This is a genomic window from Paraburkholderia sp., from assembly GCF_049581445.1.
Taxonomy (GTDB): domain Bacteria; phylum Pseudomonadota; class Gammaproteobacteria; order Burkholderiales; family Burkholderiaceae; genus Paraburkholderia.
In genome coordinates, this window is sequence record NZ_JBAURZ010000119.1 from 1 (window position 1) to 23,252 (window position 23,252).

Here is a 23,252-nt window from a genome sequence, read left to right on the forward strand (position 1 = left end):
GCCAAAGCTCGCCGTCACGCACACGCTCGAACCGAATCCCGCGCAGTTCAGCCCGACCGGCCCGGTATGGCCCGGCGGCGGCGTCAAGCCTTCGACTTCCTCATCGATATCGCTTGCAGCCGCTTCCGGATAGATCAACGGTTCGTCCGAATACACCGCGCTTACCTTGAATTTCGCCTTCGGCCCGCGCGGAAAGCCATGCAGTTTGCGCAACTGGCCGCGCACCTTTGAGAGCAACGGGTCCTGAATGGTCAATGCCAGGTCGTCGATGCGGATGCGTGTCGGATCAAGCTGACCGCCCGCACCGCCCACGGTAATCAAAGGCTGCCCCTGTTCGACACACCATGCGATGAGCGCGGTCTTGGTCCGCACGCTGTCGATGGCATCGACCACGTAATCGAAGCCGCCTCCCAGTACCGTCGCGAAGTTGTCGGGCTCGACAAAGTCTTCAATCAGGCGCACGTCGCAAATCGGATTGATCTGAGCAATCCGCTCGGCCATCGCGTCGACCTTGGGCTTGCCGTAGTTGCCGTCCAGTGCATGAATCTGCCGGTTTGTGTTGCTCTCGGCAACGTTATCCAGATCGATCAGCGTGAGCGTACCAACCGCACTGCGCGCAAGCGCTTCGGCAACCCACGAGCCGACGCCGCCAATGCCGATCACGGCAACGTGCGCCCCCTCGAACGCGGCAAGTGCGGGCGCGCCATACAGGCGGGCAATGCCGCCGAAGCGCCGCGCATGATCCGCGGCTTCAAAGCCGCCGGGGCTGGTAGTAAGATCGGGCTGCGCGGTATGGCTTGGGGTCGACATGGTCAGGGGCTCGTCGTGAACAGGCAAAGGCGGACAATCATGCAAGTAAGGCGTAGATGAACGGCGAGCAATCAGGTGGCCGGGCAACTGGCTGAGACAGACTGCTATTTTGCCTGATCGCGTCGCAACGCATATTGAACTAACCTGCGGGATAGGCCCGCGCAGCGGTGCAGAGGGTGTCACGTCGCACGCAGGAAATTCGTTCCTTAGCTATACTGGCCGAACTGTAGCGTACGCATAAGAACATGACTTCACTCGCTGACCTTCGAAAAAATTATTCGCTCGGTTCTCTGGACACAGCCGATGTCGACCGCAACCCGTTCCGTCAATTCGACGCGTGGTTTGCACAGGCCGTCGACGCACAACTGCCCGAGCCGAATACGATGACGTTGGCGACGGTCGACTCACGCGGCCGCCCTTCGGCGCGAATCGTGCTGATCAAGGTCGTTGACGAACGAGGTTTTGTATTCTTCACGAATTATGAAAGCCGCAAAGGCCGCGAACTGGCGGATAACCCGTTTGCAAGCCTGCTGTTTTACTGGATCGAACTCGAACGTCAGGTGCGTATCGAGGGCACGGTCGTAAAAACCAGCGCGGCGGAAAGCGACCAGTATTTCCAGTCGCGCCCGCTGGGTTCACGCATCGGCGCATGGGCATCGGAGCAGAGTCAGGTAATTGAAAGCCGGTCGATCCTCGAAGCGCGCGAGAAAGAAATCAGCGCGCAATACGGTGATCATCCGCCGCGTCCGCCTCACTGGGGCGGTTACCGTCTGGTTCCGGACGCAATAGAATTCTGGCAGGGCAGGCCGTCGCGTTTGCACGACCGTCTGCTGTACACCCGCTCGGCTGATAGCAGCGACTGGCAGATCGCCCGACTATCGCCTTGAATCTATACACAATGCCGTGGTCCGCGCAGCCGTAGAAGCAGCGCGCGGCACGACTGGGTTGCGCGGCCATCGAGGCCTGGGAGTCACGCCACGGCACGCAGCGACCGACAAGCTTTGCTTTGTATTTCATCGGACACGGAGAAATCACATGTTCTGGGAGAAGAAGCTGGCGCAGTGGGTAGAAGAAGTGCGCACCAATGCCAACGTGCCCGCACGACTGGTCCTGTGGGATGGCCAGCAACATGACTTTGGGCAGTTTGCCGCGCCTCAGGTCACGTTGCACGTGAAGAGCGCAACCGCGCTGCCCTATCTGCTCGAACCGAGCCTCGACAATCTTGGCGAGGCGTACGTGAAGGGCAAGATCGATATCGAGGGCAAACTGTCGGACATCATCAACGTGGGCTACTCGCTCGCCCGTAGCACGGTGACGAGTGCAAGCAAGCTCGCGCGTGTGCGACGTTACTTCAATCACTCGAAGTCGTCGGACAAAAAGGCCATTCAGTACCACTACGATGTCTCGAACGAGTTCTACGAGCTATGGCTCGACGAGAACATGGTCTACTCGTGTGCCTACTTCGAGAACGGCGACGAAGATCTCGCCACTGCGCAGATCAAGAAGATCGATCACATCCTCACCAAGATCCAGTTGCAACCCGGTCAGCGTCTGCTCGACATCGGGTGCGGCTGGGGCGCGCTCGTCATGCGCGCGGCATCGAAGTTCGGCGCACGGTGTCTGGGCATCACGCTGTCGCAGAACCAGTTCGATCTCGCCACGGCGCGCGTCAAGGCGGCTGGACTTGAGGACAAGATCGAGATTCGTCTGCAGGATTATCGCGATCTCGAAGGCCAGTTCGATCGCATCACCAGCGTGGGTATGTTCGAACACGTCGGCCGCAAGAACCTGCCGGGATATTTCCAGAAGATCCACGATCTGCTGGTCGATGACGGCGTAGCGATGAACCACGGCATAACGTCGTCGGATGCGGATAGCGGCGAGACGTCGCTTGGCGGCGGCGAGTTTATCGACCGCTATGTGTTCCCCGATGGCGAGCTACCGCACATCAGTCTCGCACTCGAATGCATGCAGCGCGGCGGGCTCGAAGCGGTTGACGTCGAAAGTCTGCGCCGTCACTATGCGCACACGCTCGATATCTGGGCGGAGAACTTCGAAACTCACGCGGAAAAAGCCCGCACGCTCGTCGACGATGAGAAATTCCGCATCTGGCGCGTGTATCTGGCCGGCTGCGCGTATGCGTTCGAGAATGACGACGTGTCCATCTATCAGGTGGTGTGCCGCAAGGCCGGCCGCAGCGCGAAGGCGTTGCCGTGGTCGCGGCAGTATATGTACGACAAACCGCTGTGACGCGGTTGCGCCGGAGCGAAGCCCCGTCGCGTGACGGCTCCGGCGCAACTTTTGACAGCAAGAAACCAAATCGATGGATCAAGGTGGAACAGACGAATTCCCGTTGTTGACGGATGAGTCGGAGCCGACCGCGCCAGCTGACCAGGCGGCCAGGCTCGCCGACGAGGACGTGCAACTGGATCTGTTCGGCATGCCGGTGGCCGGTGCGTCGGCGAACAACGGGGCGAGCGGCGCTGTGCCCGGCAATGGCGGCGACCGAGCAAACGCTTTAATCAACGCCGACGCGCGCATTCCGACCGTCGCTCACGCAACCAGCGCCATAGCCCACGCGACAGCGCCCACAAACCGCTCACGTCAGCCGCGCACCCAATCCATCGCTTCGCTCTGGCAAGACGAAGCCGAAACCGAAGGCGCGCTATCCAGCGACCCCCACGAAGCCGAGCGAACGCCCTCGCCTCCCGCAGCCCCAAAACAGCGTCGCGCCCGTGAGGTGGCCGCCGCCGAACCGTCGCCTGAAGTATTGGCCATTGCCCAGGCGCTGCCGCCGCAGGTCCACCTGGGCACGTCGTCATGGTCGTTTCCCGGCTGGAACGGCATCGTCTACGCCGACGACTACAGCAACAGCAAACTGTCGCGCGACGGCCTCGCCGCGTATGGCGCGCATCCGTTACTGCGCACGGTCAGCATCGACCGTTCGTTTTACGCGCCGCTCACAGTCACCGACTATCTGCGCTACGCCCAGCAGGTCCCGGACCACTTCCGCTTCATCGTCAAGGCACCCGCCATGGTGACGGATGCCACCGTGCGCGCCGAACGCGGCGAACCGGTGTCCCTCAATCCGTGCTTCCTGAACGCACAACTGGCTATCGACGAATTCGTCCGGCCGTGTCTGGACGGCCTCGGCGCCAAGGCCGGCGCGCTGGTCTTCCAGTTCTCGCCGTTGCCGGATCAGATGCTGGCGGATCCGGCCGGCTTTATCGAACGGCTCGCGCTGTTTCTCGCGGCGTTGCCGCCGCTACTTGATGGCGCCTGCTATGCAGTCGAGATCCGTGATGCGTGCCTGCTCACACCGCGCTTCATTCGTACGCTGAAAGCGGCCGGGGTTAGGTACTGCGTGGGAATTCACGCGCGGATGCCCGATCCACTGAGGCAGGCGGCGGCGCTAGCGCTGCTGGACGGCGAGCCCGCGGGGCCGCTGATCGTGCGCTGGAGTCTGCACGGCGGCTTCAAATATGAGCAGGCCAAAGCGAAGTACGAGCCGTTCGACCGCCTCGTCGACGAAGACCCAACCACCCGGATGGCGCTGGCGGAACTGGCCGCGCGTTATGCCATCGCCGGACAGCCCGTCGTGATCGCTGTCAACAACAAGGCCGAGGGCTCGGCTCCGCTAACCTGCGCGAAACTCGGCCAGGCCATCGTCGAAGCGTATGCGCGGCTCATGGAAGAAAGCGAAAGCGCAGACGCTGCCGCCCCTACCTGACGCTCAACCCGCCTTGATCCGATGCGCGAACTTCTGGCGAAACTTCGCGACCTTCGGCGCCACGACGAACGAGCAATAGCCCTGGTCCGGGTGCTGCGCAAAATAGTTCTGGTGGTACGCCTCGGCCGACCAGTAATTGCCGTCGAGTGGCAACACCTGAGTGACGATCTGCCCGTCGTAAATGCCTTCGGCGGCGATCTCGCGGATGGCCTGCAAGGCCGTCTCCCGCTGCGCCTCCGAGTGCGTGAAGATCACCGACCGGTATTGCGTGCCGACGTCGTTACCCTGCCGGTTGAGCTGGGTCGGATCGTGAATTGCGAAGAAAATATCGAGGATCTCGCGGTAGCTGATGCGTGCAGGATCGAATTCCACCTTCACAACTTCCGCGTGGCCGGTCACTCCGTCGCAGACCTGCTCGTAAGTGGGCCGCTCCACCTGGCCGCCCGCGTAGCCTGACTCCACCGCGGTGACACCTTCAACGCCGAGATACACCGCTTCGAGACACCAGAAACACCCGCCACCGAGGGTGGCGATTTCGCCTGTCTGACTCATGCTGCCTGCTCCTAGTTGAGTGCCGCCCGCTCTTGTGCTGGACTACGCCGCGCTGCCGCTCGACCCTTGCATCCTGGCGGCCCTTGCCGGTCACGCGCATAAAACGCGCCACGGCGGCAGCGCCCGCCAAGGCCAACACCACGGTCAATGTTCGCGGCCTGAAGATCCGCGATTCCGTTAAAATTGGGACAAATCGCCGATTTTCTACATGACTTTCGATTCAATTTCCTCTATTCGCGCCCGACTCGCGGCAACCCGGCCACTTAAGTGGCCGCACTTCCAATGAAGCGCGCCAGCCCGCCCAATTTTGATCAGAGCGCCTTCAAACAGGCGCTGGGTCAGTTCGCCACCGGCGTCACGGTGATCACCACCCGTTCGGCATCAGGTCAGCTCATCGGCATTACGGCCAGCTCGTTCAATTCGGTCTCACTGACGCCGCCGCTCGTGCTATGGAGTCTCGCCACGCAGTCAGCGTCGATGCCAGTGTTCCGGGCGAACAGTCATTATGTTGTCAACGTGCTGGCCGAGTCGCAACTGGACCTGTGCAAGCGCTTCGCTACGGTGAAGGGCGATCGCTTCGAGGGGGTGTCGCACGCCGCCGGCGATTCCGGCATGCCGGTACTCGACGGCGCGCTGGCGTGGTTTGAATGCCACAACCGCAGCCGCTACGAAGAAGGCGACCACGTCATTTTTGTAGGCGAAGTGGAACGATGCGGCATCCGCGAAGACGCCGCCGAGGTCGCGCCGCTGGTGTTCCAGAACGGGCTATTCCACGGATTGAAGCCGCTTTAGTGTTTTAGGCGCCGCCGGTGCCGGTGCCGGTGCCGGTGCCGGTCCCAGTGCCGGTTCCACCAGCCGCCGTCCCCACCACCGCGCTCACACCGGCTCCCGGCACCAATGCGACCGGTACGCCTGAATCCTCTTTGAGCGTCTGCAGGACAATGTTTGACCGGATATCCATCACGCCGGGCGCCTTGTAAAGCCGCTGCAACACAAAATCTGAATAATGCTTGAGGTTATGTGCGAGCACCCGCAGCAGGTAGTGGGTCTCGCCGGTCACGACGAACGCGCCGACCACCTCGGGCCAATCACGCAGCGCCTCCGCAAAGCGCTCGTGCCAGTTCTGCTGGTCGTTGCGCATGGACACCTGCACGAACGCTTCGAGCTCGAAGCCCAGTACTTCCCGGTTCAAACAGGCCCGGTAACGTTCGATGACCCCCTGCTCCTCCAGCAGCCGCAGCCGCCTCAGACAGGCAGAAGGCGAAAGCGAGATCCGCTCCGCCAGGTCTAGATTGCTGATCCGTCCCTCTTGCTGAAGCACCGTCAAGATACGGCAATCGGTGGCGTCGAGCGAGATCGCGTTCATATTCGGTCTCCCTTTCCCATTTGAATCAAATTATGTTCCAAGATGGACCAAAAAACGAGATTTTTTCGCAAGCACATTTCAATCGGGTCGGCCTATCATTCCCCAATAGACCAGCAATAGCCTGGTAACAGGCCGCGAGACACGGACGGAGACATGCACACACTCTGGGACATCACCCCTGCCATCGACACCAGCACGCCCGTCTGGCCGGGCGATACGCCGGTTGGCATCGAGCGCGTCTGGCGCATGGAAGCCGGTTCGCCGGTCAACGTGGCGCGCCTGACGATATCGCCGCACACCGGCGCCCACACCGATGCGCCACTCCATTACGACGCTGAGGGCGCCGCCATTGGCGCGGTGCCGCTGGATGCCTACCTTGGCCGCTGCCGGGTGATCCACTGCATCGGCGCGACGCCTGTCGTCACGCCGGAACATGTCGCGAGCGAGCTGGCCGACCTGCCGCCGCGCGTCTTGCTGCGCACCTGCCAGCACGCCCCCACCACCACATGGGATAGCGGGTTTTGCGCGGTCGCACCGGAGACGATTGACCTGCTGGCATCGCACGGCGTCAAGCTGATCGGCATCGACACGCCGTCACTGGACCCTCAGGACTCCAAGACGATGGACGCGCATCACCGCATCCGCGAGCACAAGATGGCGATTCTCGAAGGCATCGTGCTGGATGCCGTACCGCCTGGCGACTACGAGCTGATTGCATTGCCGCTCAAATTCGCCACGCTCGATGCGAGCCCGGTGCGCGCTGTGCTGCGCGCCTTGCCCGCCTCTACGGCGTTGCCGCTTACCTCCAACACCTGATCATCTGACCTTCCGACTGGACCATCATGAATAACCGTGACGAAGCCGTCGCGCTCGACCGCGCCGACCCGCTTGGCGCTCTGCGCAACCAGTTCGCGCTGCCTGCGAACACCATTTATCTCGACGGCAATTCGCTTGGCGTACCGCCGGCGGCCGCCGCGCAACGCGCGCAAACCGTGATTGCCGCCGAATGGGGCGAAGGGCTGATCCGCAGCTGGAATAGCGCGGGCTGGTTCGCGCTGCCGCGCCGACTCGGGAACAAGCTCGCGCCGCTGATCGGCGCAGCGGATAACGAAGTCGTCGTCACAGATACGATCTCGATCAACCTGTTCAAGCTGCTCTCGGCTGCGGTGCGGCTCGCCAACCAGCGCGATCCAAAACGACGCGTGATCGTCTCCGAACGCTCGAACTTCCCGTCTGATCTGTACATCGCACAAGGACTGATTGAACAGCTCGACCGTGGCTACGAATTGCGCCTCGTCGACGATCCGTCGGAGTTGCCCGCGGCGATTGGCGACGATACGGCGATTGCGATGATCACGCACGTCAACTATCGGACCGGCTATATGCACGACATGGCCGCGCTCACGAAGCTCATCCACGACAAGGGCGCGCTCGCGCTGTGGGACCTCGCGCATTCCGCGGGCGCCGTGCCGGTGGATCTGAACGGCGTCGACGCGGACTATGCGGTGGGCTGCACGTACAAGTATCTGAACGGTGGTCCGGGTTCGCCCGCATTTGTGTGGGTGCCGCAGCGTCATCAAAACACGTTCGCTCAGCCGTTGTCCGGCTGGTGGGGGCATCGCGCGCCGTTCGAAATGAATCCGGTGTACAAGCCCGACGATGGCGTAGGCCGTTATTTGTGCGGCACGCAGCCGATGGTGTCGATGGCTTTGGTTGAATGCGGACTCGACGTATTCCTGCAAACCGATATGCAAACGATTCGCCAGAAGTCGCTCGCCTTGACGGACCTCTTCATCGAACTCGTCGAGTCGCGTTGCGCGGAGTTTCCACTCAATCTCGTCACGCCGAGAGACCATGCGCAACGCGGCTCGCATGCGAGCTTCGAGCATCCGCATGGGTATGAAGTGATGCAGGCGCTGATTGCGCGTGGCGTGATTGGCGACTATCGCGAGCCCCATGTGTTGCGCTTTGGCTTCACGCCTCTGTACACACGCTTTGTCGATGTATGGGATGCCGTGGAAACGCTGCACGAGGTGCTCGCCAAAGAGATCTGGCGTGCGCCCGAGTTTGCCGCTCGCGGTGCGGTGACCTGAGGAGAGTGCGATGACCGATCATATGCAAACGCCAGGCGCGCCGAATTCCACCAATACGCCAAATACGCCCAGCAACGCACCCGTGCAGGGCTGTCCGTTTGGTCATGGCGGCAGCACGCCTGCTTCCCCCACGCACGCTCAACACGCGCCGCACGTTCCGCCAGCCGATGAAAGCTGGCACAACGCCCAGCTCGATTTCTCGGAGTCGATGAGCTACGGCGATTATCTGTCGCTCGGCTCGATCCTGTCCGCGCAACATCCGCTCTCGCCGGATCACAACGAGATGCTGTTCATCATCCAGCATCAGACAAGCGAATTGTGGATGAAGCTCGCGCTCTATGAATTGCGCGCGGCGCTCGTTGCGGTGCATCGTGATGAATTGCAGCCGGCATTCAAGATGCTCGCGCGCGTCTCACGCATCATGGAGCAACTGGTGCAGGCGTGGAGCGTGCTCTCCACCATGACGCCGTCCGAATACACGGCAATGCGGCCCTATCTCGGCAGCTCGTCGGGGTTTCAATCGCATCAGTACCGGCAGATCGAGTTTCTGCTCGGCAACAAGAACGAGATGATGCTCAAGCCCCATGCGCATCGTCCCGAGGTGTTCGCCGAAGTGAAGGCGACGCTTGAAGGACCATCGTTTTATGACGAAGTCATTCGCCTGCTCGCACGACGCGGGTTTGCGATTGCCCCCGAACGGCTGGAGCGCGACTGGACCCAGCCGACCACCCACGACACGTCAGTCGAGGCAGCGTGGCTCGAGGTGTATCGCAATCCTTCGCAATATTGGGACCTGTATGAGATGGCCGAAGAACTGGTCGATCTCGAAGATGCGTTTCGTCAGTGGCGTTTCCGCCACGTGACGACGGTCGAGCGGATCATTGGTTTCAAGCAGGGCACGGGTGGCACAAGCGGAGCGACGTATCTGCGCAAAATGCTGGACGTGGTGCTGTTTCCTGAGTTGTGGCATGTGCGGACGATGCTTTAATGCACGTCTCGTCTCTCACGGTTAACGTCGCACATCATTCACCGTGCGGTATATCCGCCATCAATCGGCAACGCCACGCCGCTGATCATCGAACCCGCGTCACTTAACAGAAACAGGATCGGCTCAGCCACTTCATGCGGCTGAGCGAACCGGCGCAGCGGTATGCCCTGCAACGCCGGGTCCCGTTTAGCCGGATCGCTCCACGCTTGCACCGCCATCGGTGTGAGCGTCACCGTCGGGTTCACGCTGTTCACGCGAATCCCGTACGGCCCAAGCTCGATGCATAACGCACGGGTGATTGCATCCATCGCCGCCTTCGACGCGGAGTAACTCAGATGATCGTCCAGCGCCACGAGCCCGGCCTGGCTCGATACGTTGACGATGCTGCCGGCGCGCTTGGCCGTGATCATCCCGCGAGCGACATGTCGCGCGATCAAGGCCGCGCTGCGCGCATTCACGGCCATCACACGGTCAAAGCTCTCCGCTGTTGTATCGATCGCGCGTTCGAGTAGCGCGATACCGGCACAATTCACCAGCCCGTCGAAGCCTTCGACCTCAGCGAGCGCCTCATCAATTGCTGCTGGATCGCTAACGTCGAGCATCAATGGCTCACAACCGGTCTCTTCGGCGAGGCGCGCGAGTTCGTTCACGTTGCGCGCCGCCGCGACGACATTGGCGCCGCTCGCGCACAACAGCTCGACCGTCGAGCGGCCGATGCCGCTCGAGGCGCCCGTCACCAGAAACGAGCGATCCGAGAAATCGAAAGTAGTCTTCATAGGGTTGCAGGGGGGTGATCGGTTTCAAAACGGGATAACGATCAGTGTAGGCGGGAAACCCATCCTCATGCGGGCACAACACGGTGCGGTAGCAAGGCTCGCCACCCGGCTGCAAAGGAATGAAGCGGCCAACCGACTCATGTCCTAAGCGGCACAATCCCCGCAGGTTCGTGAATCAAATTTGACGCAACGCAACAGCCGCGCAAACACGCTCCGCACAAAGCCGGGAAGCGGGGGCGTGCGCCGCAGCCCGCGCCGTCACGCCGCGCTGCGCCACAGATAGCCGCGTTTGCCGCCTTGACTTTCGATTCACCGGGTACGATCATTCGCTCACAGTACGAGCAAATGCTCCAAATCAGAAAACGCACGCGCAGATCGTGCGCTCTCAGGAGACGCAAATGAACAGCGGCCAAGGCGGCGTCGCGGACGCCAACGTGATCTTGCACATCGGCGCAGGATCGTTTCATCGCGCCCATCAGGCGTGGTATCTGCACAAGCTCAACGAGATCAGGCAGACGGGTGAACCGATCTGGTCGCTGACGGTCGGCAATATTCGTGGCGACATGAATCCGGTGCTGGAAGGGCTGGCCGCACAGGACGGCGTCTATACGCTCGAAACGGTTACGCCAGCCGGCAAGCGCGCCTACGAAACAATCCGCTCGATCGAACGGGTGGTGCCGTGGACCGAGAGTCTCGACGGCCTGATTGACGCTGGCGCAGACCCGTCCTGCAAGGTCATCGCCTTCACCGTGACGGAAGGCGGCTATTACCTCGACGAACACGACCGCCTCGACACCGCCAACCCCGACCTCGCCACCGACCTCAAGGGCGGCCACGTGACCATTTACGGCGCGCTGGCGGCCATCCTCGAAGCGCGCATGCAGGCCAAGGGCGGCCCGGTCACGCTGCAAAGCTGCGACAACCTGCGCAGCAACGGCGAGCGTTTTCACGCGGGTATGCGGGAGTTTCTCGAACGCAGTAACGCCAATCTTCTGCTCGCGTGGTTCGACACGAATACCACCAGTCCAAGTTCGATGGTCGACCGCATCACGCCGCGCCCGACGCCCGATGTCCGTGAGCGCGTGCTCGCCGCCACCGGTTTCGACGACGCGGTGCCAGTGATGGGTGAAGCGTTTATCCAATGGGTGATCGAAGACCGGTTCTGTGCGGGACGTCCCGCGTGGGAGCGAGTCGGCGCGGAGCTGGTGGATTCGGTGGTGCCGTACGAGGAGGCCAAAATCCGCATCCTCAACGCGACACACAGCTGCATTGCCTGGGCCGGTACGCTGGTCGGGCTCACCTACATCCATGAAGGCACGTTGGACCCCGAGATCCGACAGTTCGCGTTCGATTACGTGACGCAAGACGTGATTCCGTGCCTGACGCCGAGCCCGCTCGACCTCGCGAAATACCGCGACGTCGTGCTGGACCGCTTCAGCAATCCGCATATTCAGGACACCAACCAGCGAGTGGCGGCGGATGGCTTCTCGAAGATCCCCGGCTTCATCGCGCCCACGCTCTCCGAATGCTTCGAACGTGGCGTCGAACCGGCGGCCACCGCGATGCTGCCGGCGTTGTTCTTCCGCTTCCTTGACCGTTGGCAGGCGGGCAGCTTGCCCTACACGTATCAGGATGGCGTGATGGACGAGCGCACCGCGCGCGCGTTCTTCGCTGCACCGGACCCGTTGCAGGCTTTCTGCGCGGACCGGCTACTGTGGGGCAGCATGGCGCAGACGCCGCATCTGGAGAAGGCGATGCGCGGCGCCCTGGCTCGCGTGGACGCATGGCTGGCCAAGCGTGGCAAGGCGTAGATAATCAGGGACAAGCGCAGCAAGCAAGCGCGCACGGCTGGCCGCCTACCGGTCGGGTGGCCATCTGCTGCGATCCGTGGCCAAGCGCCGGCCACGCGCTTGCCGTGAACGCGCCACGCCATCTTCATTCGCCCCAAGCCAGGTCTAACGCCCATGGCATCTGCCGCCGTGTGCGGCTAAAGTAGCGCATCCCTAACGACGAAGGTTTCGCGCCCATGTATCTCGGCATCGACCTCGGCACGTCCGAAGTGAAAGTCCTGCTGCTAGCGTCCGATGGGCGCGTGATCGGCACCGCAGGTTCCCCGTTCACCGTGTCTCGCCCGCATCAACGCTGGGCCGAGCAGAATCCGGCCGACTGGTGGGCCGGCACGCGTGCCGCGCTGGCGGCGCTGCGCGCCAAGCACCCCGACGAGTTCGCGCAGATTCGCGGCATTGGCCTGTCCGGCCAGATGCACGGCGCAGTGCTGCTCGATGCGCAAGACCGTGTGTTGCGTCCGGCTATCTTGTGGAACGACATGCGCAGTGTCGAGGAGTGCGCCGAACTGACCGAGCGAGCGCCCGAACTGCATCGCATCGCCGGCAATCTGGCGATGCCCGGTTTCACCGCGCCGAAGCTGTTGTGGGTCGCGCGCCACGAACCGGACATCTTCCGGCAAACGGCCTGCGTGCTTCTGCCCAAGGATTACCTGCGGCTGCAACTGACGGGTGAGAAGGTATCCGATCCATCGGATGCGGCGGGTACGCTGTGGCTGGATGTCGCCAAACGCGACTGGTCCGATACGCTGCTCGCCGCCTGCGACATGACCCGCGCGCAGATGCCGCGGCTTTGCGAAGGCAGCGAATCGTCCGGCGTTCTACGAGCGGATGTGGCGCGCGAATTCGGCCTGAGTGAAGGCGTAGTGGTCGCGGCGGGCGGCGGCGACAACGCGACCAGCGCGATCGGCATAGGTGCAACGCAACCGGGCGACGGCTTTGTGTCGCTTGGCACGTCGGGCGTGCTGTGCGTGGTCGGCGATAGCTTTCGGCCGAATCCGGCGTCGGCGGTGCACGCGTTCTGTCACGCTATTCCGGATCGTTGGCATCAGATGAGTGTGGTGCTGTCGGCGGCGAGCTGTCTGCGTTGGGTCTGCAAGCTCACTTCCACCGACGAGCCCACGCTGCTCGCCGAAATCGAAGCGCTCTCCCCCGAAGCCCTCGCTAGCGCGCCGTTCTTCCTGCCGTATCTGTCAGGCGAGCGCACGCCGCATAACGATCCCTACGCGCAAGGCGTCTTCTTCGGTATGAACCACGCCACCGATCGCGCATTGCTCGGCTATGCGGTGCTCGAAGGCGTCACCTTCGCGCTCACCGATGGGCTTGATGCATTGCGCGCCGCCGGCACCGAAGCGAGCGCCTTGTCGCTGCTCGGCGGCGGCGCCCGCAGCAACTACTGGGCGCAACTGCTGGCCGATGCACTGAACACCACCACTCGCAAGCACGGCGGCGGCGAAACCGGCGCTGCACTCGGCGCGGCACGGCTTGGGTGGCTCGCAGCAGGTGGCGATCCCGCAACCGTCCTGAGCAAGCCGCCGGTGGAAGTGGAATTCACGCCAGATCCTGTTCGCCATGCAGAGTTGCGGGTGCGTCTGGACGGCTTTCGTGCGCTTTACCGCCACGTGCGGCCGCTGTTCGACTCGTCGCGCGAACGGCTCGCTTAGGCATGGCGTCCATGTCGAATCGGCAAGCTGACTGCCTGCCATCCTCGGCGTAAATAAACAGAAGCCCATCGTGCCCAAGTCCAACGAAAAACTCGATCTCGCCACACGCGCCGCGTGGCTCTACTACGTGGCCGGCAATACGCAGAACGAGATCGCCGAAAAGCTGCAGGTTTCGCGCCCCGTCGCGCAGCGGCTGGTGGCGTTCGCGGTCGAGAAGAATCTGATCCGGGTCCGGGTCGATCATCAGCTCGCCGATTGCCTGTCGCTCGCCGAACAGTTGTCGAAGCGCTACGGACTGACGATGTGCGAAGTGGTGCCGGTAGACAGCGACACACCCGAGGAGATCGACCGCAAGCTGGCGGTCGCCGGCGCCCAGGTGATGGAGCGCTACCTCAGCGAAGAAAAACCGATGGTGGTCGCGGTCGGCAGCGGCCGGACGCTCAAGGCTGCGGTGGATCAAATCGCCCAGCTAGAGCGTCCGCAACACCGGTTGGTGTCCATGGTAGGAGCGATCGCCCAGGACGGCTCCTCGAACCGCTATGACGTCGCGCTGCACATTTCGGAGAAGACCGGCGGCAAGCATTTTCTGTTGCCCGCGCCTTTGCTTGCCGACAGCGAAGCCGAACGCGCCCAGTGGTGCAATCACCGCCTGTACCGGATCGTCGAAGCGCTCACAGGCGAAGCGGATGTGGCATTTGTCGGGATCGGCAATATCGGGCCGAACTGTCCGTTGCACGAGGACGGTTTCATTACCGCAGCGGAAGTGAAGGAACTGGTTCAGCAAAAAGCAATCGCCGAGATGCTTGGCTTGCCGATTGACGGCTCCGGCGCGCATGTTGAATCGACGACTGGGCAGCGCGTCACCAGCGTTGCGCTGGATTCGCCGCCCAGGCGCCCCACGATTGGCTTTGCCGGCGGCGCGCGCAAGCACGACGCAGTCATCGCGGTGCTCAAAGGCGGCTGGCTATCAGGTCTCGTCACCGACGAGTTGTGCGCGCGGGCGGCGCTCGCGGCTTAAGGCGAAGCAAAGCAAATAACGAAAAAGGGCGCGGCCGAGGCCGCGCCCTTCTTTCATCTTTCGCCCATGCCCATCAAGCGGCCAGCACCTCAACAATCTTCCGCTGGAATGCCTTGCCGTCGCTATCGAACAGATGGCAATGGTCCGGCGTCCCGCCGAGCTTCTGCGTTTCGCCCTTGGTGTGACGTTCGAGCGGCGGAATCCGCGCAATCAGCCCTTCCGGTGCGACGCTCGACTCCGCGTACAGGTAGGCCGCGTCGCCCAGCGACTCGACCGCCATCGTGCGCGCGGAGACGCCGTCTTCAGCCATGCCGACGTGGAAATGCTCAGGACGAATCCCCACCGTCACCTTGTCGCCCTGCTTGGCCGCCCCCGGCTCTACCGAGACGCGTTGCGTCTCACCGGTTTCATAGCGCACCATGACGCCGTCGTGCGTGACCGACTGCACGACGCCTTCCATGAAATTCATCTTCGGTGAGCCGATAAAACCCGCCACGAAGCGGTTGGCCGGCGCGTGATACAGCATGGTAGGACTGCCGACCTGTTCGATATTGCCAGCCGAAAGCACGACGATCTTGTCGGCCAGCGTCATGGCCTCGACCTGATCGTGCGTTACGTAGATCATCGTGGTCTTCAGTTCGTCGTGCAGACGCGCGAACTCAAGGCGCATCTTCACACGCAGTGCTGCATCGAGATTCGACAGCGGTTCGTCGAACAGGAACACCTTCGGCTTACGCGTGATGGCGCGGCCAATCGCCACCCGTTGCCGCTGACCGCCCGACAACTGCTTCGGCTTGCGATCCAGCAGGTGATCGATGTGCAGAATCTTGGCCGCGTTGCGCACCGCCGCCTCGATCTCCGGCTTCTTGGTGCCCGCGAGCTTCAGGCCGAATGCCATGTTGTCATACAGCGTCATATGCGGGTAGAGCGCGTACGACTGGAACACCATCGCAATGCCGCGCTTGGCCGGCGGAATATCGTTCACACGCGTGCCGTCGATATTCAGGTCGCCGCTCGTGATGTCTTCGAGGCCGGCGATCATGCGCATCAGCGTCGACTTCCCGCAACCGCTCGGACCAACGAACACGACGAACTCGCCGTCCGCGATGTCGAGATTGATGTCCCGCATCACTTCGTTATCGTCGTAGGCTTTTCTGATACCGCGCAGAGTCAAGCTTGCCATGATGTGTCTCCGTGTATTGCTCTCGTACTACGTTAATCCAGTTTGAAAGTGTCTGCAGGCGGCGTCTTGTTGCGCCTTCTCAGCTTCGCGCCGCCCTGGCTGACTGTCTCAATGCAATTCCGCACTTATGCGCTGGGTCCACTGCGCGACCAGCGCCGGTAGTTGCGTCATATCGTCAAACACGTGCACGGCGCCAGCCGCCCGCAACGCGCCGATCTGCGCGTCGCTGGCGTGACCACCGCCAATAAAGCCCAGTACTGTCATACCGGCCAGGGTCGCGGCCGTCACGCCGGTCACGCTGTCCTCGACCACGAGGCACGCCGCGCTCTCAACCCCAAAGCCGCGCGCCGCCGCCAGGTACACATCCGGCGCGGGCTTCGGATTGGCCACCGTATCGGCGCAGTACAAGCGGTCGCCGAAATACTGGTCGAGTCCGGTACGCGCCAGCACCGTCTGCACATACGGCTTGAAACTGTTGCTCGCACACGCCTTCGCCAGCGGAATCTGCGCGAGCGCTTCGGCAATACCGGCCACTGCTGGCGCCTGCATCGCCGCTGCCTCGACGGCGCCACGCACCGCCTGGATATCCACGGCGGAAAGACTTTTACCCAATTGCGCAGCGGCGCTTTCGAGTACCCGTTCGATGCGCAGTCCGAGCAGCGGTAGCACCACCGGTTCGACATCAGTCTCGGGCCAGCGCGCTTCCAGTTCGTGCACCAGCATGCGCGCGGCCACGGCTTCGCTATCAATCAGCACGCCATCGCAATCGCAGATCAGCACGAGGTTGGTCGCCGCAACAAGCCCGCTCTCGGGTTGGCTCACGGTGTCGGTCACTTCACCGCCCCGAAGGTCAGGCCACGCACCAGTTGTTTCTGCGACAGCCAGCCGACGATCAGGATCGGCGCCACCGCGAGCAACGAAGCGGCAGACAGCTTGGCCCAGAACAAGCCCTCAGGACTCGAATACGAGGCAATGAACACCGTCAGCGGCGCCGCGTTCGAACTGGACAGGTTGATACTCCAGAACGCTTCGTTCCACGACAGGATCACCAGCAGCAGCGCGGTCGAGGCCAGACCCGGCAAGGACATCGGCATTAGCAGATAGACGATTTCCTGCCAGGTGACTGCACCGTCGATCCGCCCGGCTTCCAGAATGTCGCGCGGAATTTCGGCGAAATACGTGAAGGTCATCCACACTGCAATCGGCAAGTTGATCAGCGTGTAGATGATGATCAATCCCGACACCGTATCGAGCAGCCCGGCGTTTTTCCACAGCAGGTAGATCGGCACCAGCACGCCAACCGACGGCATCATCTTGGTCGACAGCATCCACAGCAGCAGACTCTGCGTGCGGCGGGTCGGGAAGAACGCCATCGCATACGCGCACGGCACGGCAAGCAGCAGAGACACCACCGTGACGCCCGCCGAGATCAGCACCGAATTCCATGCAAAGCTGAAATAGTTGCTGCGGGCGAACACCTCGCGAAAACTGTCGAGTGTCGGAATGAAAAACAGCGACGACGAATAGGCCTGCTGCTCGGTCTTGAATGCGGTAATCGCCATCCAGAAGATCGGGAAAAACAGCAGCAACGCAATTATCCATGCGAGCACACCCGGAATGGCGCGCTTGATGACGGCCAGCGGCGCGTTCTTCGAGACGGCCGACGATGAGACAGGTGAAGCGGCAACGTGGCTCATTTTTCGTACTCCCCTTTCAGGTTCTTCGCGAGCATCCGCACAAGGAAGAACGACACGACGTTCGCCAGCACAACGGCGAGAATCCCGCCGGCCGAGGCCAGGCCGACGTCGAACTGTTGCAGGCCAAGCGCGTAGATCAGATAAGACAGCGTAGTGGTCGCCGTACCGGGGCCGCCGCCTGTCGTCGTGTAGATTTCGGCGAAGATCGACAGCAGGAAAATGGTTTCCATCATCACCACCACCGCGATCGCCCGTCTCAGGTGAGGTAGCGTGATGTAGAAAAACATCGAGAATGCGCCCGCACCGTCGATCTTTGCGGCTTCCTTCTGCTCCTGGTCGAGCGACTGGATGGCCGTGAACAGAATCAGGAACGCAAACGGCAACCACTGCCACGCGACGATCATGATGATGGCGGTGAGCGGATAGTCGGCGAACCAGTCGATCGGCTGCATGCCGATCGCCCGCATGCCCTGTGCGATCAGGCCATACACCGGGTGCAGGATCATGTTCTTCCAGATCAATGCGCTGACAGTCGGCATGACGAAGAACGGCGCGATCGCCAGCAACCGGGCAATGCCCTGGCCGTAGAACTTGCGGTCGAACAGCACTGACATCAGCACACCGCCCACGACCGTAATCACCAGCACGGCGACGATCAGTTCAAGGGTATGGCCGATCGACGGTCCGAACGACGGGTCGGTGGCGAGATACTTGTAATTGTTGAATCCGGCAAAACCCTTCTCGTCCGGGTTGAGCAGGTTGTAGCGCCTGAACGAATACCAGATCGTCATGGCCAGCGGAATCGCCATCCACAGCACCAGCACAGCTGTAGAGGGTGTCACTAGCCAGCGGGCGGACGCGGCTTTGCGCGTTTCGCGCTCTTTTTCGGTCTGGGGAGTGGCATGCATGAGAGGAAGGCGCAGAGGACGCATGATGTGACCACCTGTTCGGAAATGCGCGGGACGACGCGGCTGCGGTACAAGCCAAGCTGGTACGGGATGCACTCGCTCAAGTTGACCCGGGATGAACCCGGACGAATTGAGTTGTCTTGCGCGTGTCCCGCACGTAGCCAAGCCGTAACGACTGAGCGCCGCGACTGCCCGCTGTGCTGCCAAGGGCCGGCTGACTGGCGTTAGCCGGCGTGTTTCACGTCACTTCAGATAACCAGCCTGGCGCACAGCACGCTCGGCGGTTGCCTGGCCGGCTGCCAGCGCCTGATCTACCGTCATCTGGCCAGCGAGTGCGCCCGAGATACTTTGGCCCACTACCGTACCAAACGACTGGAACTCAGGAATGCCGACGAACTGCACACCCGTGTACGGCACCGGTTTCAGCGTCGGGTGATTCGGATCAGCTGTTTCGATCGCCTTCAGCACGAAGTCGGCAAACGGAGCCGCGGCCTTGTACTCAGGACGCGCATACGTCGACTGACGCGTTCCCGGAGGCGCCGAGGCCCAGCCTTCGTCCTTCGCGACCATCTCGATGTATTCCTTCGAGGTGGCCCAGGCGATGAATTTCTTCGCCGCATCGGGCTGCTTTGACGACTTCGGAATGGCCAGCGCCCATGCCCACAGCCAGTGCGCGCCGTGCGGCGTGACTTCGATCGGCGCGGCGGCAAAACCCACCTTGTCGGCGATCTGCGATTGTTCCTTGTTGTACAGCATGCCCGCGGCCACCGTCGCGTCAATCCACATCGCGCACTTGCCCGATGACATCAGCGTCAGGTTTTCGTTGAAGCCGTTCGAGCTGGCTCCCGGAGGGCCGTCTTTCTGCAGCAGGTTGACGTAGAACGTGACCGCCTTCTTCCATTCCGGCGAGGTCAGTTGCGGATTCCACTTCTCGTCGAACCAGCGACCGCCGAAGGTGTTCACGAGCGTCGTCACGTACGCCATGTTCTCGCCCCAGCCAGCCTTGCCGCGCAGGCAGATGCCGTACACGCCATTGGCCTTGTCAGTGAGCTTGTCGGCGAATTGCTGGATCTGGTCATAGGTCGGCTGATCGGGCATCGTGAGGCCCTTGGCCGCGAACAGGTCCTTGCGGTAGTAAGTCATCGAGCTTTCGACGTAGAACGGCAGCGCATACAGCGAGCCGTTGTACGACAGGCCTTCGCGTGCTGTCTTCACGACGTCGTTCAGATCGTAGCTGGCGGGCAGATTCGTGATCGGCGCGAGCCAGCCGCGCTTGCCCCATTGCGGCGTCTCGTACGCGCCAATCGTCATTACGTCGAACTGGCCGCTGCCCGTGGTGATGTCAGTCGTGGCGCGCTGACGCAGCACGTTTTCTTCCAGAATCACCCAGTTCAGCTTGATGTCCGGATTGGCTTTCTCGAACGCCGGCGACAGCTTCTTCAGCTCGATCATGTCCGGGTTGTTCAAGGTCGCAATCGTCACCGTGCCGGCCGTTGCGTTCAATGCGGCGCACGCGACGGCGGCGGCGCCGGCCGCCTTTAGCGCGGGTTTGAAAGCTGCTTTCATCACTTGTCTCCTTTCTCGTACGTTATGGTTTACTGCGTGTTGTGCAAAGGGGTCGGCGATGCGGGGTCCCGTCTCGCGCAAGCTCAGCCAGCTTGATTCTTTAACTCAGTTAACCCACTCGGCTAACTTACTCAGTTGAGTCACTCCGTCAGCTCATCCAGTTGCCGCCGTCGACATTCAGCGTTTGCGCGGTGATGTAATCCGCATCAGCGGATGCCAGGAACAGCGCCGCGCCGGTCAAATCGTCCGGCAAACCCATGCGTCCAAGCGGTACGGCCTCACCGACCAGACGTTTCTTTTCGCCCAGCGGCCGGTTCTCATAACGCGCGAAGAGCGCGTCCACCTGTTCCCACATCGGCGTATCCACGACACCCGGCGCGATGCCGTTGACGTTGATCTTGTGCGGCGCCAAGGCGAGCGCCGCCGACTGTGTATAGCTAAGCACCGCAGCCTTGGTCGCGCAATAGTGCGAAACCAGCGCTTCGCCGCGCCGGCCAGCTTGCGATGACATATTGATGATCTTGCCGCCGTGCCCTTGCTCGACCATCCGCTGCGCAACCGACTGCATCAGGAAGAACATGCCCTTCACGTTGACGGCGAAGAGCCGGTCGAACACGTCCCACGATTCGTCGAGCAGCGGCCGCATGTCGAATAGCGCCGCATTGTTGAAGAGAATGTCGATCTGGCCGAAGCGCTCAAGGGTGCTCGCAACGATGCGATCGATGTCGTCGCGACGCGTGACGTCCGCGCTGACCGTCAGCACCCGGTCGCCGGCCGATTCGCGCAGCGCCTGGCCAAAACTATCCGCCGGCTTCACGTCGACGAGGACGCAGCGTGCGCCTTCGTCTAGATATCGCCGTGCGACTGCCTCGCCGATACCGCTTGCCGCACCCGTGAGGATCGCCACTTTCCCTTGCAATCGCGCTGCCACGCATGTCTCCAGTTTGTTTCGAGTTCTGATGCGCTGTGAGCGAACGCCCATCGCGCGAACAATTGCTCTGTTAGTGATCGAATGATCGGATACGCATCCGGTCATGTCAAGGCAGGAAACAAGATTTCGATGGTGCAGCGCGGCAGGAGCATGGCCGCACGCGCTGGCTCGCTGACTTTGTCGCCGCCGCTATGTTCGGCGTTGCGGACATCACAGGCTGCCATCGCATGAACCAACAATAGCCAACCTTCAGCACTTTGCTGACAAGTTTTGGAGATACGTTATATCATTGCATCCCCGCTTCACTGAGAAGCTCGCTTCGTCCATGGAGACCGCCTATGGCTGCGCCACTCGCTGAACAGCAGGCCGCAAGGCTCGCGCACGCTGACGCGCTGGCAGCCGAGCGGGGTTTCGCGCTCACACCGCTGCGCCGGCAGGTGTATGCGGCGATTGTCGCCAGCGACCGGCCCATCGGCGCCTACGACCTGCTCACCGCGCTCGAACCGCAGCGTGGGCGGGTGCCGCCAACCACGGTCTATCGCGCACTGGATTTCCTCGTCGAACACGGCTTCGTGCATCGGATCGAGTCCAGAAACGCGTTTGTCGCCTGCTGCGAGCTGGACCGGCCGCATCAGAGCCAGTTTCTGATCTGCGAGACATGTGGTGAGACCGTCGAGATTCCCGGCGGCGAACTGGCCAAGCAGCTGTCTAACAGCGCGCCCGCGCATGGCTTTGAAGTGCATCACCAGGTTGTCGAACTGAGCGGCCTGTGCGCCGCCTGCAAGATCCACCAGCCCGGCTCAGCGGCCGGGCGGTAAATGCGTCATCCACAAGCTTTGTCGTTCACTCAACTCATGCCGCAGGGAAACCGATGAAAAGAATCACTTTGCAGTGGCACGCAGCGCGTCGCGCGCTCAGCCTGTCGAAATGGCTGGTCGCCGTCGCCGCGGCGTTCGTGCTCAGCCAGGCCGCTTTTGCCCAGGACGCAAAAATTCAGGTGGTTGCAGCGGAAAACTTCTATGGCGACGTGGTCAATCAGTTGGGCGGCGACCGTGTCAGCGTCACCAGCATCCTGAGCAATCCGGATGAGGATCCCCATTTGTTCGAGGCTAGCCCGAAGACCGCACGCGCGTTGCAAAACGCGAACCTTGTGGTCTACAACGGCGCCGACTACGATCCGTGGATGGCGAAGCTGCTCAACGCGTCGAAAAACACGAAGCGCACGACGATCGTCGCGGCGGATCTGGTCGGCAAGAAAGGCGGCGATAATCCGCACCTCTGGTACGACCCGGCTACCATGCCCGCAGTCGCGCGCGCGGTCAGCGCCGCGCTCGTAACGGCTGACCCGGCGCACAAGTCGGCGTACGATGCGAACCTCGCGAAGTTTCTCGATTCGCTCAAGCCAATCGACGCCAAGGTTGCCGAGTTGCATGGCCGTTACGCGGGCGTGCCGGTGACGGCGACCGAGCCGGTGTTTGGCTATATGTCGGATGCAATCGGCCTGTCGATGCGCAATCTGCGCTTCCAGCTGGCAACGATGAACGATACGGAGGCCAGCGCATCGGATATCGCCGCGTTTGAACGCGACCTGCGCGAGAAGCGCGTCCGTGTCCTGATCTATAACAGCCAGGCTACCGAAGCACTGACCAAACGCATGCTGAAGCTCGCACAACAATCGCACGTACCGACCATGAGCGTCACGGAGACCGAGCCGGCCGGCAAGACCTACCAACCGTGGATGCTATCGCAGCTGGACGCTCTCAGCACGGCGCTCGCCGCGGGTGATACGGGCAGCGCAGCAAAGTAGTACGAGTAAAGGAACCACGCAATGAATCTGACTGGCCGCGCATCGTCGGGCGCTCCGCCTGTTCTCGAACTCGAGAACGTCAACCTGGAACTGGGCGTGCGCACCATTCTGCGCGAGACGAGCCTGCGGGTGAATCAAGGTGAATTCATCGGTGTGCTCGGACCGAACGGCGCCGGCAAAACCACGCTGATGCGGTCCGTGCTTGGCCTTGTGCCGGCGGCGAGCGGGACAATCCGTGTGCTCGGGCAACCGGTGATGCGCGGCAACGCCTCGATCGGCTACATGCCGCAGACGCGCAGCGCGCTGGCCGGACGACGGG

General features: G+C 62.1%; 23 protein-coding genes. 13 read left to right on the top strand and 10 right to left on the bottom strand.

Annotated features, from left to right (window positions below; translation table 11 throughout):
- The coding region (locus WCA85_RS10850; protein ID WP_424063705.1) for a tRNA threonylcarbamoyladenosine dehydratase at positions 1-810 on the bottom strand (810 nt) is incomplete at its 3' end.
- Positions 811-1,055: 245 nt separating this feature from the next.
- Between WCA85_RS10850 and pdxH the strand changes: the two genes are divergently transcribed.
- From pdxH to WCA85_RS10865, 3 genes are all read left to right on the top strand, one after another.
- Positions 1,056-1,697, top strand: a complete 642-nt coding sequence (pdxH, locus tag WCA85_RS10855) for a pyridoxamine 5'-phosphate oxidase (RefSeq protein ID WP_424063707.1) — start codon at positions 1,056-1,058, stop codon at positions 1,695-1,697.
- Positions 1,698-1,845: 148 nt separating this feature from the next.
- Entirely contained in the window at positions 1,846-3,060 is a 1,215-nt protein-coding gene (locus WCA85_RS10860) for a class I SAM-dependent methyltransferase (RefSeq protein ID WP_424063709.1), read from the top strand.
- Between the two features lie 73 nt (positions 3,061-3,133).
- Positions 3,134-4,540, top strand: coding sequence for a DUF72 domain-containing protein (locus tag WCA85_RS10865; protein WP_424063711.1), 1,407 nt, complete (start codon positions 3,134-3,136; stop codon positions 4,538-4,540).
- Between the two features lie 3 nt (positions 4,541-4,543).
- Here WCA85_RS10865 and msrA read toward each other — a convergent pair whose 3' ends face one another.
- The gene (gene msrA / locus WCA85_RS10870) at positions 4,544-5,092 is read right to left on the bottom strand and encodes a peptide-methionine (S)-S-oxide reductase MsrA (RefSeq protein ID WP_424063712.1); all 549 of its coding nucleotides are present in this window, start codon (positions 5,090-5,092) and stop codon (positions 4,544-4,546) included.
- Between the two features lie 282 nt (positions 5,093-5,374).
- Here msrA and WCA85_RS10875 point away from each other — a divergent pair, with 282 nt between their 5' ends.
- Positions 5,375-5,884, top strand: a complete 510-nt coding sequence (locus WCA85_RS10875; protein ID WP_424063713.1) for a flavin reductase family protein — start codon at positions 5,375-5,377, stop codon at positions 5,882-5,884.
- A gap of 4 nt (positions 5,885-5,888) precedes the next feature.
- On the opposite strand, the gene WCA85_RS10880 is transcribed toward WCA85_RS10875, so the two are convergent.
- On the bottom strand, positions 5,889-6,458 hold the full coding sequence (locus WCA85_RS10880; protein WP_424063715.1) for an Lrp/AsnC family transcriptional regulator: 570 nt from the start codon (positions 6,456-6,458) through the stop codon (positions 5,889-5,891).
- 153 nt (positions 6,459-6,611) lie between these two features.
- Between WCA85_RS10880 and kynB the strand changes: the two genes are divergently transcribed.
- From kynB to kynA, 3 genes are read left to right on the top strand one after another with little or no spacing between them, the layout of a single operon-like run.
- Positions 6,612-7,274, top strand: a complete 663-nt coding sequence (gene kynB, locus WCA85_RS10885) for an arylformamidase (RefSeq protein ID WP_424063717.1) — start codon at positions 6,612-6,614, stop codon at positions 7,272-7,274.
- A gap of 26 nt (positions 7,275-7,300) precedes the next feature.
- Positions 7,301-8,551 carry a kynureninase gene (gene kynU, locus WCA85_RS10890; protein ID WP_424063718.1) on the top strand — a complete coding sequence of 417 codons (1,251 nt, stop codon included), beginning with the start codon at positions 7,301-7,303 and terminating at the stop codon, positions 8,549-8,551.
- A 10-nt stretch (positions 8,552-8,561) separates the two neighbouring features.
- Entirely contained in the window at positions 8,562-9,539 is a 978-nt protein-coding gene (gene kynA, locus WCA85_RS10895; RefSeq protein ID WP_424063720.1) for a tryptophan 2,3-dioxygenase, read from the top strand.
- Positions 9,540-9,577: 38 nt separating this feature from the next.
- On the opposite strand, the gene WCA85_RS10900 is transcribed toward kynA, so the two are convergent.
- Entirely contained in the window at positions 9,578-10,315 is a 738-nt protein-coding gene (locus WCA85_RS10900; protein ID WP_424063722.1) for an SDR family oxidoreductase, read from the bottom strand.
- Between the two features lie 398 nt (positions 10,316-10,713).
- On the opposite strand from WCA85_RS10900, the gene dalD reads away from it, so the two are divergent.
- From dalD to WCA85_RS10915, 3 genes are all read left to right on the top strand, one after another.
- Entirely contained in the window at positions 10,714-12,126 is a 1,413-nt protein-coding gene (dalD, locus tag WCA85_RS10905) for a D-arabinitol 4-dehydrogenase (RefSeq protein ID WP_424063723.1), read from the top strand.
- A gap of 215 nt (positions 12,127-12,341) precedes the next feature.
- Complete coding sequence (gene xylB / locus WCA85_RS10910) at positions 12,342-13,823, top strand: xylulokinase (RefSeq protein WP_424063724.1); 1,482 nt, start codon at positions 12,342-12,344, stop codon at positions 13,821-13,823.
- Positions 13,824-13,893: 70 nt separating this feature from the next.
- Positions 13,894-14,841 carry a sugar-binding transcriptional regulator gene (locus WCA85_RS10915; RefSeq protein WP_424063726.1) on the top strand — a complete coding sequence of 316 codons (948 nt, stop codon included), beginning with the start codon at positions 13,894-13,896 and terminating at the stop codon, positions 14,839-14,841.
- Positions 14,842-14,914: 73 nt separating this feature from the next.
- Here the strand turns inward: WCA85_RS10915 and WCA85_RS10920 are convergent, their stop codons facing one another.
- The 6 genes from WCA85_RS10920 to WCA85_RS10945 all read right to left on the bottom strand — a co-directional run bounded on the left by WCA85_RS10920 (position 14,915) and on the right by WCA85_RS10945 (position 21,126).
- Entirely contained in the window at positions 14,915-16,024 is a 1,110-nt protein-coding gene (locus tag WCA85_RS10920; RefSeq protein WP_424063728.1) for an ABC transporter ATP-binding protein, read from the bottom strand.
- A gap of 108 nt (positions 16,025-16,132) precedes the next feature.
- On the bottom strand, positions 16,133-16,858 hold the full coding sequence (locus WCA85_RS10925) for an HAD family hydrolase (RefSeq protein ID WP_424063730.1): 726 nt from the start codon (positions 16,856-16,858) through the stop codon (positions 16,133-16,135).
- Positions 16,855-17,721: a carbohydrate ABC transporter permease gene (locus tag WCA85_RS10930; protein ID WP_424063732.1), complete on the bottom strand. Its 867-nt coding sequence runs from the start codon at positions 17,719-17,721 to the stop codon at positions 16,855-16,857. The genes WCA85_RS10925 and WCA85_RS10930 overlap by 4 nt, the downstream gene beginning before the upstream one ends.
- Positions 17,718-18,653: a carbohydrate ABC transporter permease gene (locus tag WCA85_RS10935; protein WP_424063733.1), complete on the bottom strand. Its 936-nt coding sequence runs from the start codon at positions 18,651-18,653 to the stop codon at positions 17,718-17,720. The genes WCA85_RS10930 and WCA85_RS10935 overlap by 4 nt, the downstream gene beginning before the upstream one ends.
- Positions 18,654-18,872: 219 nt before the next feature.
- Positions 18,873-20,195, bottom strand: a complete 1,323-nt coding sequence (locus tag WCA85_RS10940; RefSeq protein ID WP_424063735.1) for an ABC transporter substrate-binding protein — start codon at positions 20,193-20,195, stop codon at positions 18,873-18,875.
- 148 nt (positions 20,196-20,343) lie between these two features.
- Positions 20,344-21,126, bottom strand: coding sequence for an L-iditol 2-dehydrogenase (locus WCA85_RS10945; protein ID WP_424063737.1), 783 nt, complete (start codon positions 21,124-21,126; stop codon positions 20,344-20,346).
- Between the two features lie 338 nt (positions 21,127-21,464).
- On the opposite strand from WCA85_RS10945, the gene WCA85_RS10950 reads away from it, so the two are divergent.
- The 3 genes from WCA85_RS10950 to WCA85_RS10960 form a co-directional block, all read left to right on the top strand.
- Positions 21,465-21,944 (top strand): Fur family transcriptional regulator, encoded by a 480-nt coding sequence (locus WCA85_RS10950; RefSeq protein WP_424063739.1) that lies wholly within the window; start codon positions 21,465-21,467, stop codon positions 21,942-21,944.
- Between the two features lie 53 nt (positions 21,945-21,997).
- Positions 21,998-22,933, top strand: a complete 936-nt coding sequence (locus WCA85_RS10955) for a metal ABC transporter solute-binding protein (protein WP_424063740.1) — start codon at positions 21,998-22,000, stop codon at positions 22,931-22,933.
- 21 nt (positions 22,934-22,954) lie between these two features.
- On the top strand, positions 22,955-23,252 hold a 298-nt coding region (locus WCA85_RS10960), incomplete at its 3' end, for an ATP-binding cassette domain-containing protein (RefSeq protein WP_424063742.1).

Excerpts from the sequence above, each read along its gene's own strand:
- pdxH (WP_424063707.1), top strand. The coding sequence starts at position 1,056 with ATGACTTCACTCGCTGACCTTCGAAAAAATTATTCGCTCGGTTCTCTG.
- WCA85_RS10860 (WP_424063709.1), top strand. The coding sequence starts at position 1,846 with ATGTTCTGGGAGAAGAAGCTGGCGCAGTGGGTAGAAGAAGTGCGCACC.
- WCA85_RS10865 (WP_424063711.1), top strand. The coding sequence starts at position 3,134 with ATGGATCAAGGTGGAACAGACGAATTCCCGTTGTTGACGGATGAGTCG.
- msrA (WP_424063712.1), bottom strand. The coding sequence starts at position 5,092 with ATGAGTCAGACAGGCGAAATCGCCACCCTCGGTGGCGGGTGTTTCTGG.
- WCA85_RS10875 (WP_424063713.1), top strand. The coding sequence starts at position 5,375 with ATGAAGCGCGCCAGCCCGCCCAATTTTGATCAGAGCGCCTTCAAACAG.
- WCA85_RS10880 (WP_424063715.1), bottom strand. The coding sequence starts at position 6,458 with ATGAACGCGATCTCGCTCGACGCCACCGATTGCCGTATCTTGACGGTG.
- kynB (WP_424063717.1), top strand. The coding sequence starts at position 6,612 with ATGCACACACTCTGGGACATCACCCCTGCCATCGACACCAGCACGCCC.
- kynU (WP_424063718.1), top strand. The coding sequence starts at position 7,301 with ATGAATAACCGTGACGAAGCCGTCGCGCTCGACCGCGCCGACCCGCTT.
- kynA (WP_424063720.1), top strand. The coding sequence starts at position 8,562 with ATGACCGATCATATGCAAACGCCAGGCGCGCCGAATTCCACCAATACG.
- WCA85_RS10900 (WP_424063722.1), bottom strand. The coding sequence starts at position 10,315 with ATGAAGACTACTTTCGATTTCTCGGATCGCTCGTTTCTGGTGACGGGC.
- dalD (WP_424063723.1), top strand. The coding sequence starts at position 10,714 with ATGAACAGCGGCCAAGGCGGCGTCGCGGACGCCAACGTGATCTTGCAC.
- xylB (WP_424063724.1), top strand. The coding sequence starts at position 12,342 with ATGTATCTCGGCATCGACCTCGGCACGTCCGAAGTGAAAGTCCTGCTG.
- WCA85_RS10920 (WP_424063728.1), bottom strand. The coding sequence starts at position 16,024 with ATGGCAAGCTTGACTCTGCGCGGTATCAGAAAAGCCTACGACGATAAC.
- WCA85_RS10930 (WP_424063732.1), bottom strand. The coding sequence starts at position 17,721 with ATGAGCCACGTTGCCGCTTCACCTGTCTCATCGTCGGCCGTCTCGAAG.
- WCA85_RS10935 (WP_424063733.1), bottom strand. The coding sequence starts at position 18,653 with ATGCGTCCTCTGCGCCTTCCTCTCATGCATGCCACTCCCCAGACCGAA.
- WCA85_RS10940 (WP_424063735.1), bottom strand. The coding sequence starts at position 20,195 with ATGAAAGCAGCTTTCAAACCCGCGCTAAAGGCGGCCGGCGCCGCCGCC.
- WCA85_RS10950 (WP_424063739.1), top strand. The coding sequence starts at position 21,465 with ATGGCTGCGCCACTCGCTGAACAGCAGGCCGCAAGGCTCGCGCACGCT.
- WCA85_RS10955 (WP_424063740.1), top strand. The coding sequence starts at position 21,998 with ATGAAAAGAATCACTTTGCAGTGGCACGCAGCGCGTCGCGCGCTCAGC.